Origin of the sequence: Pediococcus cellicola (assembly GCF_001438655.1) — a bacterium.
In the GTDB taxonomy this organism is placed as follows: domain Bacteria; phylum Bacillota; class Bacilli; order Lactobacillales; family Lactobacillaceae; genus Pediococcus; species Pediococcus cellicola.
In genome coordinates, this window is record NZ_JQBR01000016.1 from 1 (window position 1) to 17380 (window position 17380).

Consider the following 17380-nt stretch of genomic DNA (forward strand, 5'->3'; position numbering starts at 1 on the left):
ACCTACCTTATGGTAGCCACATGCTCTATCTATCAACTATTATGGATACTTTCAATTCTGAGATTATTGCTTATCAACTGTCTGACCATCCAGATACTCGTTTAGCTGTTGATACTTTGAATCAGTTACCAACTTTGCCAGATAACGTTACTTTGCACAGCGATCAAGGATCAACGTACACGTCACTCGAATTCTTTGACTTGGCCAGACAAAAAGGCATTACCAGAAGCATATCCCATAAAGGAATGCCAGCTGATAATGCCCCCATAGAGTCGTTTCATTCCTCACTAAAATCTGAAACGTTCTATCACCAAAGTTAGCTATTCAATTCGCACTGGTGAATGTAAAATTGTGAGGATATTAACAAGAAATCATGATTTTGATCCTTAATTATCTCTCTGGGAGCGAAGTCTTAAAAAAAGTTGATATTTTATGGCGGTGAATAGTGAAAATATTCATAAAAATTTCATAAATTTAAAGGCTTCCTAACATTGAATTTCCTATATAATAAATGAGTTGTATTAATTTTTTCGAATTACGCTATAAAAAGTTGAAAGAGGCGCATATGTTTTGAAGCGGAAGTCAAATATTGAATTGAGCAGAATTATGGCGATTGCTTTTATTCTTCTCTCACATTTCTCACTTTGGAGTCATTGGCAAACAGACCAGCAAAGTTCGCTCAATTATCTGGTCACTATGCTTTATCAGCCACTTGGGAAGTTTGGTGTCTATATTTTTGTTTTGATTACTTGCTACTTCTCTTTAAAAGAAAATCAAGATGTAATGAGTTATGAAAGAAAACAACTGAAACACAGCTTTATAACGATGCAAGAAGTTTGGTTTTATTCGTTTCTTATATTCGGAATAACTTGGCTTTTTAACATCATACAGCCAAGTCTGGGTGACGTTGTAAAGACTTTATTACCATTTATTTCCAGAGAGTATTGGTTTGTGACAGCATACATAATGTTAGTTTTGTTGATTCCCTTTTTTAACGTCCTATCAATTAAACTTAATTTCACTGAACATTTGTCTTTAATTTTGATCTTAATGTTTTTTGATACCCTCTCTTTAGTAAGAAATTACACTATGAATGGTTATTTGGCTTCTTTTGTCGTTGTGTATTTCATCGGTACCTTTATTAGAAAGTATTTAAAAAGACTGGCTTTTATTAAAAATTGGATGCTGGTCACGAGTTTTGGCTTGCTATGGATAATTGAATTGATTTCAATGGTTCTTTTAGACAGACTGAATTATGGCTCAGATAGCGTTCATTTTACGGACAAATTATTCGCATTTCTTGGTGCAACAGCGCTATTTATTTTAATTTTACGGTCTAAAACTTTTTATAATAAATGGATTAACAGACTCGCAAAAACCGTTTTTGCAGGATATTTGCTAACTGATAATCCGTTCACAAGGCATTTTGTGTGGGATAATATTTTTCAGACATTCAAATTTCAGTATACGCCCTGGCTCCCCATATATGGATTGGGGTGTGTGGCGTTGATTATTTTAGTCACTATTCCAATTGATGCGTTTCGGATTTGGTTTATACAGAAACTAAATGCTTATTTTCAAGAGAAAAAAATGTTTCAAAATAAAAATTAGTCAAAAGGGAATCATGGAGATTACAAATTGAATTTTGTCTCTCGAATGAAAGACCGGTAATATGAAGTGAAAAGGGGACATAACGCCTGAAACTACAGGTGTGTTATGGTACAATGAACAAACAAAATGTAATTAAATTTCTAACTGCTGAATGAGTTTCGACTTGTTCGGCCATTTTGCATGTTTAAGTAAAATTAAGGAGCAATAATAACAATGAAAATGATCGTTGGCTTAGGAAATATTGGGGCGCAATACGCTGGTACTCGGCATAATACGGGATTTATGGTTGTGGATCGGTTTGCACAGCTGCATCAGGCCAGCTTCTCCAAGCATCAAATGGAAGCCAGCCTAGCTTCAACACAATTAAGTGGTGAAAAGATTCTATTAGTAAAACCCTCTACTTATATGAACGAATCAGGTAGGGCCGTGCGACCACTCATGGATTATTACAAAATAGATCTGCAAGATTTAATGGTTGTTTATGATGATATGGACTTACCTATTGGTAAAATTCGGTTTCGTAAACGAGGAGCTGCAGGGGGGCACAACGGCATCAAAAGTTTGATTGCCCATTTGAAAACACAGGATTTCGATCGCCTAAAAGTGGGGACTGATCATCCACAAAAATCGACAGTCGTTGATTATGTGCTTAGTAAGTTTACCGCGACGCAGCAGCCTTTGTTTGATGAAAGTGTTGATCGAAGCGTGAAGGGCTTAGAAGATTGGGTAAATGGCATGAGTATTGCCGATTTAATGAATAAGTACAATTGATGAAAGCACGGAGGACCCATAATGGAAATTCAGGATTTTTTTGCGAAAACAACGGGTGTTCAGCAAACGTTAAAATTATTGAAACCCCAAAAGCGTCAATTAATTACCGGATTAGTCGGGTCAGCCAAAACCTTACTTTTAAGCGAATTTTTACGTCAAAAACAAGTGCCCGTCTTAACTGTTTCTGATAATCTGTATCACGCGCAACAGTTGGGCGACGATTTAGGTAATATCTTACCAGAGGATCAAATTCATTTGTTTCCTGCTGAGGAGACTTTAGCCGCTTCTGCAGCTACGAGTTCTCCTATTTATCGTGGTCAAAGAACCGAATTTTTAAACGCCCTTTTGCATAAACAACCAGGCATCTATGTGACATCGGTATCAGGACTCAGACGATTTTTACCTGGAACGGATGTGATGGAAAAGGCTGTTTTAAATGTGCAAGTAGGTGCCGATTTTGATTTAGACCAGCTTGAAGAGCAACTTGTTGACATGGGTTTTGTACGTGAAGAAATGGTAGCCAGACCGGGAGACTTTGCGGTTCGTGGCTCAATTGTAGATGTTTATCCGTTAGACACACAATACCCGGTGCGAATTGACTTCTTTGATACTGAGGTAGATTCTCTGCGATATTTTGATGCAGAGACCCAACGAAGCGTGGAAAACATTGAAGAAAGCACTATTTTACCTGCCACAGATTTTATTGTGACGCAGCATATGCTTCAATTGGGTCTTCAAAATTTTCAGGATGCCGTAAAAAAAGAAAAACGCCGTTTAAAAAGTGATAACGATCTACAAATGTTAGAACAACAGACAACGGATCTTCTTGAGCGTTGGCAAAATCGGGATGTTGAGCCTGATGATATTGTGTTTACGGACTATCTTTATGATCAAAAGGCGACGTTACTAGATTATCTACCAGATGATGGTGTGCTCGTAATGGACGACTATTCGCGTATCCTTGAGTCTGAGCGAGATCTGCAAGAAGACGAAGCAGAGTGGGTCGCAGATAAACTCAAAACACACGAGGTAATCTCAACTCAAAAATTCGGATTTGAAATTCGACAACTTGTCAAAAAAGATAATCAAGCCCAGGTCTTATTGTCTTTGTTTCAAAAGGGACTGGGGAGATTACGGTTAGATCAAATCACTGATTTGAGAACACGTGCGATGCAAGAGTTCTTTGGGCAGATGCCGGTACTTAAAACGGAAATGGATCGTTGGCGAAAACAAAAACAGACCATTATTGTTTTGATTCAGAAAAAAGATCGACTTGATAAAGTCAGCGCAACGTTAAGAGATTTTGAGATTGATGCCGTGATTACACGTGGTAAGTCAATCCCTGAAAATACGGTTGCAATCATGCAAGGCCAACTAGAAAGTGGCTTTGAATATCCTGAAGCTAATCTGGTTGTTGTCACAGAACATGAGTTGTTTGCCAAGGTGCCCAAAAAGCGACCTAAGCGACAAAAAATGGAGAATGCCCAGCGACTAAAGAGTTATACAGAGTTAAAACCAGGCGATTACGTGGTCCATGTGAATCACGGAATTGGCCGGTATACTGGAATGACAACCCTTGTTGTGGATGGTGTGCACCAAGACTACATTACGATTCAATATTCTGGAAGTGGCAAGCTGTTTATTCCTGTCACACAGTTAAATCTTGTTCAAAAGTATGTTGCTTCAGAAGGTAAGAAGCCACGACTAAATAAGCTTGGCGGGAGTGATTGGGCCAAAACGAAACGACGTGTGGCTTCCAAAATTGAAGATATCGCCGATGAACTGGTTGAATTATACGCAAAACGTGAGGCAGAGACGGGCTTTGCCTTTTTACCAGATGATGATTATCAACGCCAATTTGAAGATGACTTTCCGTATACCGAAACACCTGATCAGCTGCGAAGCGTGAAGGAAATTAAGCATGATATGGAACGTGCCAAGCCAATGGACCGCTTGCTGGTCGGCGATGTCGGTTATGGCAAAACTGAAGTGGCTTTGCGGGCAGCTTTTAAAGCCGTTGAATCAGGTAAGCAAGTCGCTTTTCTAGTGCCTACAACTATTTTGGCACAACAACATTATGAAACAATGATTAACCGGTTTAGTGGGTATCCGGTATCAGTTGGCGTACTTTCTCGTTTTAGGACGAAAGCCCAAATTAAGGAAACGCTGGACGGTTTACAAAAAGGTACGGTTGATATTGTGGTGGGGACCCATCGCTTGCTTTCTAAAGATGTGAAATTTAATGATTTAGGGTTACTAATCATCGACGAGGAACAACGGTTTGGGGTCAGACATAAAGAGCGGATCAAGCATTTGAAATCGCAGGTGGATGTTCTGACGTTAACTGCTACACCAATTCCACGAACGTTGAACATGTCCATGATTGGAGTTCGTGATTTGTCAGTTATTGAAACACCACCAACTAATCGTTATCCCATTCAAACCTATGTCATGGAAGAAAATGCCGGCGCTATTCGAGATGGGATTCATCGCGAACTTCAACGTGGCGGCCAGGTTTTTTATTTGCATAATCGAGTTGAAGACATTGAAGAAACTGTGAGTCGTGTTGAGGAATTGGTCCCTGAAGCAAGCGTGACTTACATTCATGGGCAAATGTCGGAAAAGCAAATGGAGGATGTCCTGTACGATTTTGTTCAGGGTGAATACGATGTTTTGGTAACCACAACGATTATTGAAACGGGAGTGGATATTCCTAATGTGAATACTTTATTTGTCGAAAATGCAGATCACATGGGCTTGTCACAGCTTTATCAGTTGCGAGGCCGAATTGGTCGGAGCAGTCGTGTGGCGTACGCGTATTTTACGTACAAACCTAACAAGGTGTTAACAGAAGTTAGTGAGAAACGGCTAGAAGCGATTAAAGATTTTACCGAACTGGGATCTGGCTTTAAAATTGCGATGCGTGATTTGTCAATTCGCGGTGCGGGTAACTTACTAGGTAAACAACAGCACGGATTTATTGACTCAGTTGGATATGATTTGTATACGCAGATGTTGTCTGATGCAGTTGCCAAAAAACAAGGTAAGTCTGCCAAAGTTTCGACTGATTCAGAAGTTGAACTGGGAATCGAAGCCTATCTGCCCAGTGATTATATTGAAGATCAACGTCAAAAAATTGAACTTTACAAGCGTATTCGCCAAGTAGAGAATCAAGAACAGTTTGTGGAGATCCAAGAAGACCTTATTGACCGTTTTGGGGATTATCCGCTTGAAGTGACTAACTTATTAGCAATTGGACAAATTAAAATGTTGGCGGACCAAGCGTTAATTGAAAAAATTCAGCGTCATGATGATGACATTATGGTAACCTTATCAAAACGTGCCACGCAAAAACTACAACAGGCCGATATTTTTGAGGCCCTTTCGGTAACCCAGCTACGTGCTATGGTTAATGTTTCAAATGATAAAATGCAAGTTAAACTTGTCATTCAGCCAGCAATGAAGGAAACTGATTGGTTAAAGCAGTTACAACAGTTTATTGAGGCGCTGATTAAAAAAGTGGCTTAACGTGAGGAGGATTTGACGTGCAAAACCAAAAAATGAAACATGTCATGCAAGGGGCCTTCATTTTAACAGCCGCCTCTCTGATCGCTAAGGTTTTGAGTGCCGTTTACCGCATTCCTCTGCAAAATTTGGTGGGAAATACCGGTTTTTACGTCTATCAGCAAATTTATCCTATTTATGGCATTGGCATTACTTTTGCACTGAGCGGATTTCCAGTCTTTGTCTCTAAGTTAGTCGCTGAGCAGCCTACTGATGCACGAAAAGCTGCGGTAGCACAGCGTTCTTTTATGATTTTAAGTCTGGTATCTTTGGGGCTGCTTATCCTTTTAATAGGTGGGGCACCACTTATCGCAAAAGCCATGGGAGATACCGGTCTCACACCAATTATCCGATGTGTGGCTTTGATGTTTGTTTTTATGCCTTTTTTAGCAGTTGGACGTGGCTATTATCAAGGAATTTTTCAGATGATTCCCACCGCTCGCTCACAAGTTATGGAGCAAGTCGTGCGAGTCACCGTCATCATTATGGTGGCTTATACAGCAGCTCATCAGCATTGGAATGTTTACCGAATGGGCACATGGGCAATGTCTGGCGCGGTAATTGCCGCCATTGTAAGTACGCTCTATTTTGTTCAACTGTTTCGAACCAAGATTTTCAACCAGTCCTTTAAGTCGTCAATTGAGGAACAGGATCGATTTAAAAACTTAGGTAAACGTTTTTTAGTTGAGGGAGGAACAATCTGTCTGTTTGCCGCGATTATTATTTTACTCCAGTTGGTCGATTCGTTTACCGTCAAAAATGGATTAGTGGATAAGGGGATGGCGGATATTAGCGCCAAGTCACTCAAGGGAGTTTATGATCGTGCTCAGCCGTTAGTACAATTGGGACTGGTGATGGCAACTTCCTTTGCAACGACGCTGTTACCTTCACTAACTAAAGCTGTTCAAAAACAAAATCAATATGAATTTAAGCGTAATGCGCAATCTATGTTGCATATCTGCTTGGCCATTTCTGTGGCTGCTAGTGTAGGGATGATTAGTTTATTACCACAAATTAATCAAGTGTTATTTGGCAATCAGCAGGGAACGTTTGCCATTCGCATTTATTTGCTCGCTGTCATCTTTGCTGCCTTAATTGCCACCTATAATAGCGTGTTACAAAGTGTCAATGTTTTTCGACCTGCCATCTTTGCTTTTTTGCTTGGCTTAATTGTAAAATTGAGTTTGAATCAGCTTGCTGTGAAGTATTATGGCATTGAGGGTGCAAGTTGGATTACGGTTCTGAGCTTAGCAGTGATCTTCATGATCATGCAGCGTGGCGTGTCAAGTACATTACGAAGTAGTTTACAATTGGACATGCGTTTTTTAGGGAAACTTTTATTGATTAGTTTGATTATGGCAGTGGGCGTTCGTGTTGTCCAAAATGGGCTCAGCGTGGGGTTTGCGATTCATAGTCGCGTAGGTCTAGGAATTAGTTTGACCGTCAGCATATTAGTGGGTATCTTAGTTTTTGCAAGTGGCGCACTTGGTTTACGTTTATTTACGATCAGAGAATGGTTAACTATTCCCTATGGTAAAAAGATACTTAAAAAATTAGAACAAACTTTCTCTAAGCATACTTAGAGGATTGTGATTGAAAGAAATGAGGAGAAAACATGCGATTAGATAAATTTTTAAAAGTATCCAGAATTATCAAACGTCGTTCTATTGCTAAAGAAATTGCAGATCAGGGACGCATTACAATTAACGAACGGACGGCTAAATCTTCTTCTGATGTTTCGGTAAATGATAAGTTGGTCATCAAATTTGGAAATAAGACGTTGACTATTCGGGTTGACGCCTTGCTCGAAACAACTAAAAAGGATGATGCTGAACGGATGTATACCATTTTGTCTGAAGACTACGAAAAAGATTATCGAAAATAGTGTTTATATTTTTTGGTGTTATCTAAAATTGTTGGGGTTAGCTTACCACTTTTGGTAAAGATAACTCCTTTTTTAGTGGTTAGGAAACCACTTACAATTTTTTGTGAAATCTTTGCTTGAAATTCATAGACAGGCTAAAATGACCTTGCTATAATGGCCATTAAAGGGATGCTTTTAGAAATGGGGTTATACGGATGGCGAGTAATGTAAATAGTGAACGATCAAAACCGACATCGGTGGATTCAAAAATCAAAAAAATTCGTACGGCTCGTCTTCACCGGTTTTATATGATCATTGGCATTTTTTTAGTATTGGCAGGCATTTTTGGTTTTCAAATTATACATACACACTACCAAAGAGTGTCAGTGGATCAACGTATTCAAGCTAGTAAGACCCATTATAATACTGCTAAAGCAGAAAATAAGTCCCTCGGGTTACAGGTTAAACAGTTAAACAATTCCGACTACTTACAAAAGCTATTACGGGAAAAATATTACTATAGTAAGTCAGGAGAAATCATTTATAGTTTACCTTCTGACCATTCTTCAGATGTCAGTCAAAATTAAAATTTACGAATCATTTTGAGAACCAAATTTGGCGCTTCTCAAAATGATTTTTTGTTTATTAGCAGACTTATGATTTACTCGCACTTGCATTCATGTGGTGCTATACTAATAACACATAGTCTAAGGAGGAAGTACTTTTTTATGTCAATTGAAGTTGGGTCAAAGGTATCTGGCAAAGTTTCAGGAATCACAAATTTTGGTGCATTTATTGATTTAGGCGACCACAAGACTGGATTGGTACACATCAGTGAAGTTTCCAATGGTTTTGTAAAGGATATTCATGACGTCTTGTCAGTAGGCGATACGGTCACGGTGAAGGTCTTGTCAGTGGGCGATGACGGTAAAATCGGATTGTCAATTCGCAAGGCTGAAGCACAACCGGCGCCAGAACATCATAGTCAGGAAAACCACTCAAATCATTCGAACCGGACGGCACACACGTCTAATTCAGCACATCATACCTCAAAACCAAGTGGTCATTATCAAGGACATCAAAATAACCATCATGAAGAAGCCAAAGATTTCGACTCACTTTTATCTGGTTTTTTAAAAGATAGTGAAGCTCGTTTGACGACATTAAAACGCAACACCGAAGGCAAACGTGGCGGTCGCGGTGGCCGTCGCAGCTAATTAAATAAGTTAGGAAGCCCGTTACAAAACATTTTTGTTTTGCTCGGGCTTTTTTCAAATTAGAAGGTGATTAAAGTGGCAGATGTAGTACAAAAACAATTTGGCTTAACCATGCGACGCTGTAAACTAACACCGCAAACAACCGTTGTGGTGGCTGTTTCAACTGGGGTAGATTCAATGACGCTTCTGGCTTTACTAGAAACCCTTCCCCTAAACAGACGCCCAAAAATTGTTATCGCACATGTTAATCATAAGCTACGCGCACAAAGTACAGAGGAACAACAATTTCTTACCAACTATGCCAAACAACATCATTTGAAACTTGAAATTAAAGTTTGGTCAGTTGCAGAGCATCCTCAAACTGGTGTTGAAAATGCCGCTCGTCAGATACGTTATGCTTTTTTTGCCAAAATGGCTCAAAAATATCAAGCAAAGTTTTTATTTACGGCACATCATGCTGATGATCAAGCAGAGACGTTTCTAATGAAATTGGTGCGTGGTGGTGATTTGCAACAGCTGCAGGGGATAAGATCGCGTCAATTAACTCGTAATACTCAAATCATTCGCCCTTTGCTAAATTTTTCTAAACAGGAATTACGCCAATTTGCAAAGCAGAAAAAGATTTCCTGGTATGAGGATCAAACAAATTCTGACGAAGCCTTTACTAGAAACCGTATGCGGCATGAAATTGTACCGCGTTTAAAAGCAGAAAATCCCCAATTTTTGCAACATGTTCAGGACTATGAAGAACAACTTCAGATCGTTTTGCGGGCAATGGATCAGCAAGCTCAAAAACTTGTTGAGGACATTCAAGGAAATGGGGGGTACCACACAGGAAAATTCTTGGCGTTAAGCAGCGAATGGCAAAATGTGGTTTTAAGATACATATGTGTCCATCAGGCTGTCGCTCAGGTCACAAAGCGTCAGCAAACAGAAATTTTGCAGCTTATTCGAAACTATAAAAAGCCAAACGGGTCCGTACAGATCAATGCAAAATGGGTATTTTGTAAAAGATATCAAAAGTTCGGTTTCTATTTGACAACAAAATCTGGGGAAAGTCCACAAGAAGTGGGTCGTTCTATGTTAAGATTAAATCAATGGTATGCTGTTGAGAATTATGGAAAACTTGGTGTATTTGAACTTGAATATTACCCTAAAAAAGATGAAAATAAACAACAAGTGATGCTATTAAGTGAAAGCCAAATTAAATGGCCATTATCCTTAAGATATGCGCAGCCTACTGATCAGTTTAGCCTTAAAGATAATGGTCATAAAAAAGTGCGGCGTATCTTGGTTGACGCAAAAATTCCAGTGGAAAAACGGGCTACGTGGCCGCTGATTGTAGATGCAAATAACCGGCCAGTATGGTTAATAGGATTACGCAAGAATTGGCTTGCCGATCCATTACTTACGGATACTAAACAGTATTTTTTGATCTGGAAAACAAATAATCTGGAGGAATTGAATTGATGAACGATGATATCGAGCGTGTTTTGTATAGTCAAGCTGACATTGCGACAGCTTGCGAACGCTTAGGAAAGCAGTTAACAAATGACTATCAAGATAAGGTACCTTTGATTCTCAGTGTTTTATCGGGTGCCGTCTTTTTTACCACGGATGTCACTCGACAAATGGACGTGTATGCACAAATGGACTTTGTGGATGTGTCCAGTTATAACGGCGGAACACACTCTTCTGGTGAAGTCCGTTTAGTAACTGATATTGCCGAGGATGTGAGTGGTCGTGACGTTCTTATCATCGAAGATATCGTGGATACCGGCCGAACGCTGAAGTTTATTATTGACCTCTTAAAACGGCGGCATGCCAAAAGCGTCAAAGTTTGTACTTTACTCGACAAACCGACTGGTCGCGTTTTAGAAGTAGAAGCAGATTATGTTGGCTTTGTCGTTCCCAGTGAGTTTGTGGTTGGCTATGGCTTGGATTACAAAGGTGAGTATCGTAACCTGCCGTATGTCGGTGTTTTGAAGCCGGAAATTTATATGAATAAATAATTGGTCAAAATTGGTCAAGTGTGATATTATCTATATTATCGAAGGATTGGCTACGAATACTGATCATTCGTAAAACCGTCAACAAGGAGGATTCCAATGAATAACAAAGGGAATAACAACGGACTTTTAAAAAATAGTTTGTTTTATATCGTTGTTTTCTTAGCCATTGTCGGCATACTTTATTTTGTCACCGGACAAGGAAACAACACACAGACTGCGTCTATTTCATCAAGTCAATTTGTGTCCCAGTTGCAAAAAAACAAGGTTAAGAGCTTTGTTGTCCAGCCAACTAATGGTGTTTATAAAATTACTGGTAAATACCGTACGGCACAAAAGAGCAGTACTCAATCTGGCTTATTCCCAGGAGCAAATTCGACAACTAAGGTCGAGAGTTTTAGCACATCTGTTTTGCAGAATGACTCAACAACTGCACAGATTACTAAGGCGGCTCAAAAGGAAAACGTCAAAATGGATACGAAACCGGAAGCTTCCAATAGCTTTTGGGTACAGTTATTAATTACTGGGTTACCACTGTTAATCTTTATCGTCTTTTTCTATATGATGATGAGCCAGGCTGGCCAAGGTGGCGGCGGTAGCAAAGGGGTAATGAACTTTGGTAAGTCCAAAGTGAAACCTGCAGATAAGAAAGCCAATAAAGTACGTTTCTCTGATGTAGCGGGTGAAGAAGAAGAAAAGCAAGAACTTGTCGAAGTTGTGGAGTTCTTGAAAGATCCTCGTAAATTCGTTTCGTTGGGCGCACGTATTCCAGCTGGTGTTCTTTTGGAGGGACCTCCGGGTACTGGTAAGACTTTACTAGCTAAAGCGGTCGCTGGTGAAGCAGGGGTACCGTTCTACTCAATTTCTGGTTCTGATTTCGTGGAAATGTTTGTTGGTGTTGGTGCTAGTCGTGTTCGTGACTTGTTTGATCAAGCTAAGAAAAATTCACCATCAATCATTTTCATTGATGAAATTGATGCAGTTGGTCGACGTCGTGGTAGCGGTGTTGGCGGTGGACATGATGAACGTGAACAAACTTTAAACCAATTATTGGTTGAAATGGATGGCTTTACTGGTAACGAGGGCGTCATTGTTATGGCTGCTACTAACCGTTCAGATGTCTTGGATCCAGCGTTGCTGCGTCCTGGTCGATTTGATCGAAAAATTTTAGTCGGTCGTCCAGACGTTCGTGGCCGAGAAGCTATTTTGAAAGTTCATGCTAAGAATAAACCACTTGATAAAAATGTTGATTTGAATGAGATTGCTAAGCAAACTCCTGGGTTTGTGGGTGCTGATCTTGAAAACCTCTTAAATGAAGCTGCGTTATTAGCAGCACGCCGCAATAAAAAGATTATCGATGCTTCCGATTTGGACGAAGCTGAGGATCGTGTCATTGCCGGACCTGCTAAGAAAAATGCGGTTGTCAGTCCCGATGAACGTAAAGTTGTGGCTTATCATGAAGCCGGGCATACCATTGTTGGTTTAGTTTTAAATGATGCTCGAGTTGTTCATAAGGTTACGATTGTGCCACGTGGACGTGCTGGCGGATACGCTATTATGTTGCCTCGTGAAGACCAAAACTTGATGTCCAAGAAGGATGCCATGGAACAGATCGCTGGTTTAATGGGTGGTCGTGCAGCTGAAGAAACCATCTTCAATTCTCAGTCTTCTGGTGCTTCAAATGACTTTGAACAGGCTACCGGGATTGCACGTGCCATGGTGACTCAATATGGTATGAGTGATAAACTTGGTCAAGTTGAGTTAGCGGCGCCAGGGCAATCATATTATGGGGACAATGGACCTGCATACTCTGAAAAGACAGCTGCTTTAATTGATGAAGAAATTCGTCGTTTGACTGAAGAAGGTCATCAACAAGCCCTTCAAATTATTGCAGCACATCGTGAACAGCATAAGTTAATTGCTGAAGCACTACTGAAGTATGAAACTTTGGATGAGAAACAGATTCTTAGCTTGTATAAGACTGGCAAAATGCCTGAAGAAAATGGTGAGTCAGAATTTCCAAGTGAAAAAGCTGCGACATTCGAAGAGTCTAAACGCGAGCTTGAACGTAAGGAAGCAGAGCGCCATGCAGATGATAATCATGATTCAGAGTTAAACACTCCTAGTGAACATGAAAATGACACAACGGATGATTCTGGTCATAATCATCGTTTACCAAGTTCTCATGATGATCAGGATTCGACTGATGATTCTGATGACCATACAGATCTGTAAGCAAAACTAAAGTTGAATAAGCTTTGAAAAACAGCAAATTAGTAAGGCTTTCCTTATTAGTTTGCTGTTTTTGAGTGGTAAGGGTTGGTTTCGTGACCAACTTGTGTGAAAATGTAAGACGATAAAACGAAAAATGAGGAATTAAAATGACAGATTATTTAGTAAAAAGTATCATTAACGATGGTATGTTTCGGGCATATGTCGTTAACGGCACACAGCTTGTAAAAGAAGCACAAAAACGGCATGGTACCTGGAGTGCGGCCACGGCAGCGTTAGGTCGGTCGTTAGTTGGTACTTTAATGCTTGCTTCTTCATTGCTGAAAGGCAAGGAGAAGTTAACGGTTAAAATTAATGGTGGCGGTCCGGTTGGTGGCATTGTTGTGGATGGAAATGCCAATGGCACCGTTAAAGGCTATTTGCAGCAACCACATGTATCTCTTCCCCTCAATGACAAGCATCATATTGACGTCGGTCGCGCTGTGGGTAACAAAGGGACTCTGTCCGTGACAAAAGATATGGGCTTAAAAGATCCCTTTACTGGTAATGTTGGGTTAGCTTCCGGTGAAATTGGGGATGATTTCACTTACTATTTAGCTCAATCCGAGCAAATTCCGTCTTCAGTCGGGGTGTCTGTATTTGTCAACCCGGACGAATCCGTTGAGGTAGCAGGTGGTTTTATGATTCAAGTAATGCCAGGGGCTAGCGATGAAGCTATTGATCGTTTGCAAAAGACGTTAACACATTTACCATTGGTATCAGAGCTACTACGACAGGGAAAAACACCTGAAGATATTTTAGGGATGCTGTTTAAAAACGACAAAGTCAAGATTCTTGATAAAATGCCAGTTTCGTTTGCATGCGATTGTTCTAAAGAACGATTTGCAGCGGCGATGGCTAGCTTACCTGCTGATGAAATTGAAGCCATGATAAAAGAAGATCATGGTGCTGAAGTGACTTGTCGATTCTGCGGGAACCAGTATCATTATGACGAAACAGAATTAAAAGCCGTTTTGATTAAAGCACAAAGCTAAGTTTTATTTGGTGGGGTATCGGTTATGTGTTATCATAACTTTTATGATTAAACGTTGTGTAGTGCGTAAAATGAGGACTGCATAAACTTACAACTAATTTGATGAGGTGAAAAAATGGAGTGGCAGATTGGTGATGTAAAAATTCCAAATCAGCTTGTCGTAGCCCCTATGGCCGGGGTGACAAATTCGGCATTTCGATTGATTTGTAAAAAATTTGGTGCTGGATTAGTAGTTTGTGAAATGATTTCGGATCGTGGCATCATGTATAAAAACAAAAAAACATTAAGCATGATGAATGTGGATCCACATGAGCACCCAATGAGTATCCAGATTTTTGGGGGAACTAAAGAGACTTTGGTGGAAGCAGCGAAATTTGTAGATCAACATACTGCAGCAGATATTATTGATATTAATATGGGCTGTCCTGTGAATAAGGTTGTCAAAACCGAAGCGGGTGCGCGCTGGTTATTAGATCCTAATAAAGTCTATGAGATGGTGTCTTATGTTACAGACGCCGTTAAAAAACCAGTGACTGTTAAAATGCGGACAGGCTGGGATTCTGACCATGTTTTTGCAGTTGAAAATGCTCTGGCTGCTGAGCGTGCAGGTGCGTCTGCGTTAGCCATGCATGGTCGAACACGTAAGCAAATGTATACGGGTCACGCTGACTGGAATATTTTAAAAGAAGTTTCAGATCAATTAACGATTCCATTTATGGGGAACGGGGATGTGCGGACTCCCGAAGATGCTAAACGTATGCTTGATGAGGTAGGTTCAACGGCGGTTATGATCGGACGCGCTGTTTTAGGAAATCCGTGGATGTTACACCGGGTTTCGACTTATCTAGAAACAGGCAAGTTGATTGGTGAGCCGGCACCAGAAGAAAAAATTCGTATTGCAAAAGAACATCTTCATGGCTTAGTTGAGCTAAAGGGCGATTATGTAGGACCGCGTGAATTTAGAACTCAGGCGGCTTACTATTTGAAGGGTATTTCTCATTCTGCAAGAACTAAGGTCGCCCTTAATAATGCAGAGTCTGAGCAGGAGATGGACGACATCTTTGATCGCTTTGTGGAACAACAGGAAGAACGCGCAATTAAGAGACAACAAATGGCAAGGTAATATAGACTTGCTTTTTTGCTGTAAAATAGGCATCATGAATACGTGAGAATAATGGTAGAGGAGGATTTTTTCAGTGGCACAAAAAGAGCAAGACATGAACGACCAGTTGAGAGTTCGTCGTCAAAAGATGCAAGATTTACGAGATAAGGGTATTGATCCATTTGGGCATGCCTTCAAGCGTACACATCTTAGCAACCAACTTCATGAACAATATGGAGAACTTTCAAAGGAAGATTTGGAAGAAAAAGATGTTAAAGCAACTATTGCAGGACGTATGATGTCGAAGCGTGGTAAGGGTAAAGTTGGTTTTGCAGATCTTAAAGATCGTAAAGGTACTGTGCAAATCTATGTACGTAAAGATACCGTTGGTGAAGACGAATATGCCCTTTTCAAACAAGCTGATTTAGGTGACTTTATTGGGATTACCGGTGAAGTTATGAAAACGGACATGGGTGAATTGACGGTTAAAGCGACAGATTTGACCTTTTTGACAAAGGCACTTCGTCCGTTACCAGATAAGTATCATGGATTACAGAACGTTGAACAAATTTATCGTCAACGATACTTAGATCTTATTTCTAATGATGATAGTTTTGCACGATTTATGAAACGGACTAAGATCATCAGTGCCGTTCGTAAGTATTTAGACAATTTAGATTATACAGAGGTTGAGACACCGGTTTTGCATACTCAGGCTGGCGGAGCAAATGCACGACCATTCATCACTCATCATAATGCTTTAGACATTGATTTATACCTGCGTATCGCTTTAGAGTTACATTTGAAACGGTTAATTGTGGGTGGTATGGAGCGCGTTTATGAAATTGGCCGTGTTTTCCGTAATGAAGGAATGGACACGCGTCATAACCCTGAATTTACGATGCTTGAAACTTACACAGCTTACTTTGATTTTCATGATGTTATGGATGAGACTGAAGGAATTTTCAAAGCTGCCGCCAAAGCAGTTTCACCAGATGGTAAGGTTAGTTTCCAAGGAACCGAGCTTGATCTTGGCAAAGATTTTGCACGGATGCACATGGTAGATGCCATTAAGAAATACACAGGTGTTGATTTTTGGCCAAAAATGTCATTGGAGGATGCCCGAAAACTAGCTGATACACATAAAATTCATTATGAGGATTGGTGGCAAGTCGGACATATTATTAACGAGTTCTTTGAACAACTTGTTCAAGATAAGTTAACACAGCCTGTCTTCATTTATGGACATCCAGTTGAAATTTCACCATTGGCTAAAAAAAATCCGGATGATGCACGTTTTACAGATCGGTTTGAACTTTATATTAAAGGCAATGAGTTTGCTAATGCCTTTACAGAATTAAATGATCCAATTGATCAACGTCAACGCTTTGAAGCTCAAGTTAAAGAACGTGAGCAAGGTAACGACGAAGCGGAAGGTATCGATGAAGACTTTATCGAAGCTTTGGAATACGGAATGCCGCCAACAGGTGGGTTAGGTATTGGGATTGACCGTTTAGTCATGTTACTTACGGATGCACCTTCAATTCGAGATGTCTTATTATTCCCAACAATGCGTCCAGAAAAATAAAAAATTCAGAATGAACTGTCACAATTTTTGTGAGGGTTCATTTTTTTGTTTTGTCTAAAACTAATATTTTGAAAAGTATAATTTCGATAACTCTAAGTCAAAAGCAAAACAAAAATTACGAATACAAGAATATTGTTCGGGTACTTGTGATGACGAGTAGTTCTGAATTGTGGTGCGATTAAAAAAAGTGAATTTTAGGTATTGACCGGCAAGGTGTTTTCTGGGTATACTAGTACACGTTGTTTAAGAGATATGCAATTTGGTTGTGTTGATTGAAAAAAGTTTTTGTTGACAAGCTAAATTACAAATGCTATTATTATATAGCTGTCAAAAATTGATAAATCTTTTTTACAGCAATTAGTAGACCTTTGAAAACTGAACAAAGTTTC

13 protein-coding genes and 1 pseudogene are annotated in these 17380 nt (G+C 39.9%); all 14 read left to right on the forward strand.

The genetic code is table 11. The annotated features are described in order from the left end of the window. A pseudogene (locus IV80_RS09690) lies at positions 1–308 on the forward strand (transposase); the annotation flags it as partial. Positions 309–570: 262 nt separating this feature from the next. Further along, on the forward strand, positions 571–1611 hold the full coding sequence (locus IV80_RS09695) for an acyltransferase family protein (RefSeq protein WP_057752851.1): 1041 nt from the start codon (positions 571–573) through the stop codon (positions 1609–1611). 213 nt (positions 1612–1824) lie between these two features. Next, positions 1825–2382, forward strand: a complete 558-nt coding sequence (pth, locus tag IV80_RS09700; protein ID WP_057752853.1) for an aminoacyl-tRNA hydrolase — start codon at positions 1825–1827, stop codon at positions 2380–2382. A gap of 21 nt (positions 2383–2403) precedes the next feature. Beyond that, positions 2404–5910, forward strand: a complete 3507-nt coding sequence (gene mfd / locus IV80_RS09705) for a transcription-repair coupling factor (protein ID WP_057752855.1) — start codon at positions 2404–2406, stop codon at positions 5908–5910. A 17-nt stretch (positions 5911–5927) separates the two neighbouring features. Next, a complete protein-coding gene (locus IV80_RS09710; protein ID WP_371861654.1) occupies positions 5928–7529 on the forward strand; it encodes a putative polysaccharide biosynthesis protein in 1602 nt (533 codons plus the stop codon). A 32-nt stretch (positions 7530–7561) separates the two neighbouring features. After that, positions 7562–7831 (forward strand): RNA-binding S4 domain-containing protein, encoded by a 270-nt coding sequence (locus tag IV80_RS09715; protein WP_057752857.1) that lies wholly within the window; start codon positions 7562–7564, stop codon positions 7829–7831. 194 nt (positions 7832–8025) lie between these two features. Further along, positions 8026–8397, forward strand: coding sequence for an FtsB family cell division protein (locus IV80_RS09720; RefSeq protein WP_057752859.1), 372 nt, complete (start codon positions 8026–8028; stop codon positions 8395–8397). A gap of 141 nt (positions 8398–8538) precedes the next feature. Next, positions 8539–9027 (forward strand): S1 domain-containing RNA-binding protein, encoded by a 489-nt coding sequence (locus IV80_RS09725; RefSeq protein WP_057752861.1) that lies wholly within the window; start codon positions 8539–8541, stop codon positions 9025–9027. 75 nt (positions 9028–9102) lie between these two features. Beyond that, entirely contained in the window at positions 9103–10497 is a 1395-nt protein-coding gene (gene tilS / locus IV80_RS09730) for a tRNA lysidine(34) synthetase TilS (protein ID WP_057752864.1), read from the forward strand. Further along, the gene (gene hpt / locus IV80_RS09735; RefSeq protein ID WP_057752866.1) at positions 10497–11039 is read left to right on the forward strand and encodes a hypoxanthine phosphoribosyltransferase; all 543 of its coding nucleotides are present in this window, start codon (positions 10497–10499) and stop codon (positions 11037–11039) included. The genes tilS and hpt overlap by 1 nt, the downstream gene beginning before the upstream one ends. A 96-nt stretch (positions 11040–11135) precedes the next feature. After that, positions 11136–13271 carry an ATP-dependent zinc metalloprotease FtsH gene (ftsH, locus tag IV80_RS09740; RefSeq protein ID WP_057752868.1) on the forward strand — a complete coding sequence of 712 codons (2136 nt, stop codon included), beginning with the start codon at positions 11136–11138 and terminating at the stop codon, positions 13269–13271. A gap of 146 nt (positions 13272–13417) precedes the next feature. Further along, positions 13418–14302, forward strand: a complete 885-nt coding sequence (gene hslO, locus IV80_RS09745; RefSeq protein ID WP_057752870.1) for an Hsp33 family molecular chaperone HslO — start codon at positions 13418–13420, stop codon at positions 14300–14302. Between the two features lie 114 nt (positions 14303–14416). Then, positions 14417–15424: a tRNA dihydrouridine synthase DusB gene (gene dusB / locus IV80_RS09750; protein ID WP_057752872.1), complete on the forward strand. Its 1008-nt coding sequence runs from the start codon at positions 14417–14419 to the stop codon at positions 15422–15424. Between the two features lie 94 nt (positions 15425–15518). Then, positions 15519–16991 carry a lysine--tRNA ligase gene (lysS, locus tag IV80_RS09755; protein WP_147186369.1) on the forward strand — a complete coding sequence of 491 codons (1473 nt, stop codon included), beginning with the start codon at positions 15519–15521 and terminating at the stop codon, positions 16989–16991. The last annotated feature ends 389 nt before the right edge of the window (positions 16992–17380 follow it).

Coding starts and splice junctions, on each gene's coding strand:
- IV80_RS09720 (WP_057752859.1), top strand. CDS start 8,026: ATGGCGAGTAATGTAAATAGTGAACGATCAAAACCGACATCGGTGGAT.
- mfd (WP_057752855.1), top strand. CDS start 2,404: ATGGAAATTCAGGATTTTTTTGCGAAAACAACGGGTGTTCAGCAAACG.
- ftsH (WP_057752868.1), top strand. CDS start 11,136: ATGAATAACAAAGGGAATAACAACGGACTTTTAAAAAATAGTTTGTTT.
- hpt (WP_057752866.1), top strand. CDS start 10,497: ATGAACGATGATATCGAGCGTGTTTTGTATAGTCAAGCTGACATTGCG.
- pth (WP_057752853.1), top strand. CDS start 1,825: ATGAAAATGATCGTTGGCTTAGGAAATATTGGGGCGCAATACGCTGGT.
- hslO (WP_057752870.1), top strand. CDS start 13,418: ATGACAGATTATTTAGTAAAAAGTATCATTAACGATGGTATGTTTCGG.
- dusB (WP_057752872.1), top strand. CDS start 14,417: ATGGAGTGGCAGATTGGTGATGTAAAAATTCCAAATCAGCTTGTCGTA.
- lysS (WP_147186369.1), top strand. CDS start 15,519: ATGAACGACCAGTTGAGAGTTCGTCGTCAAAAGATGCAAGATTTACGA.
- IV80_RS09725 (WP_057752861.1), top strand. CDS start 8,539: ATGTCAATTGAAGTTGGGTCAAAGGTATCTGGCAAAGTTTCAGGAATC.
- IV80_RS09715 (WP_057752857.1), top strand. CDS start 7,562: ATGCGATTAGATAAATTTTTAAAAGTATCCAGAATTATCAAACGTCGT.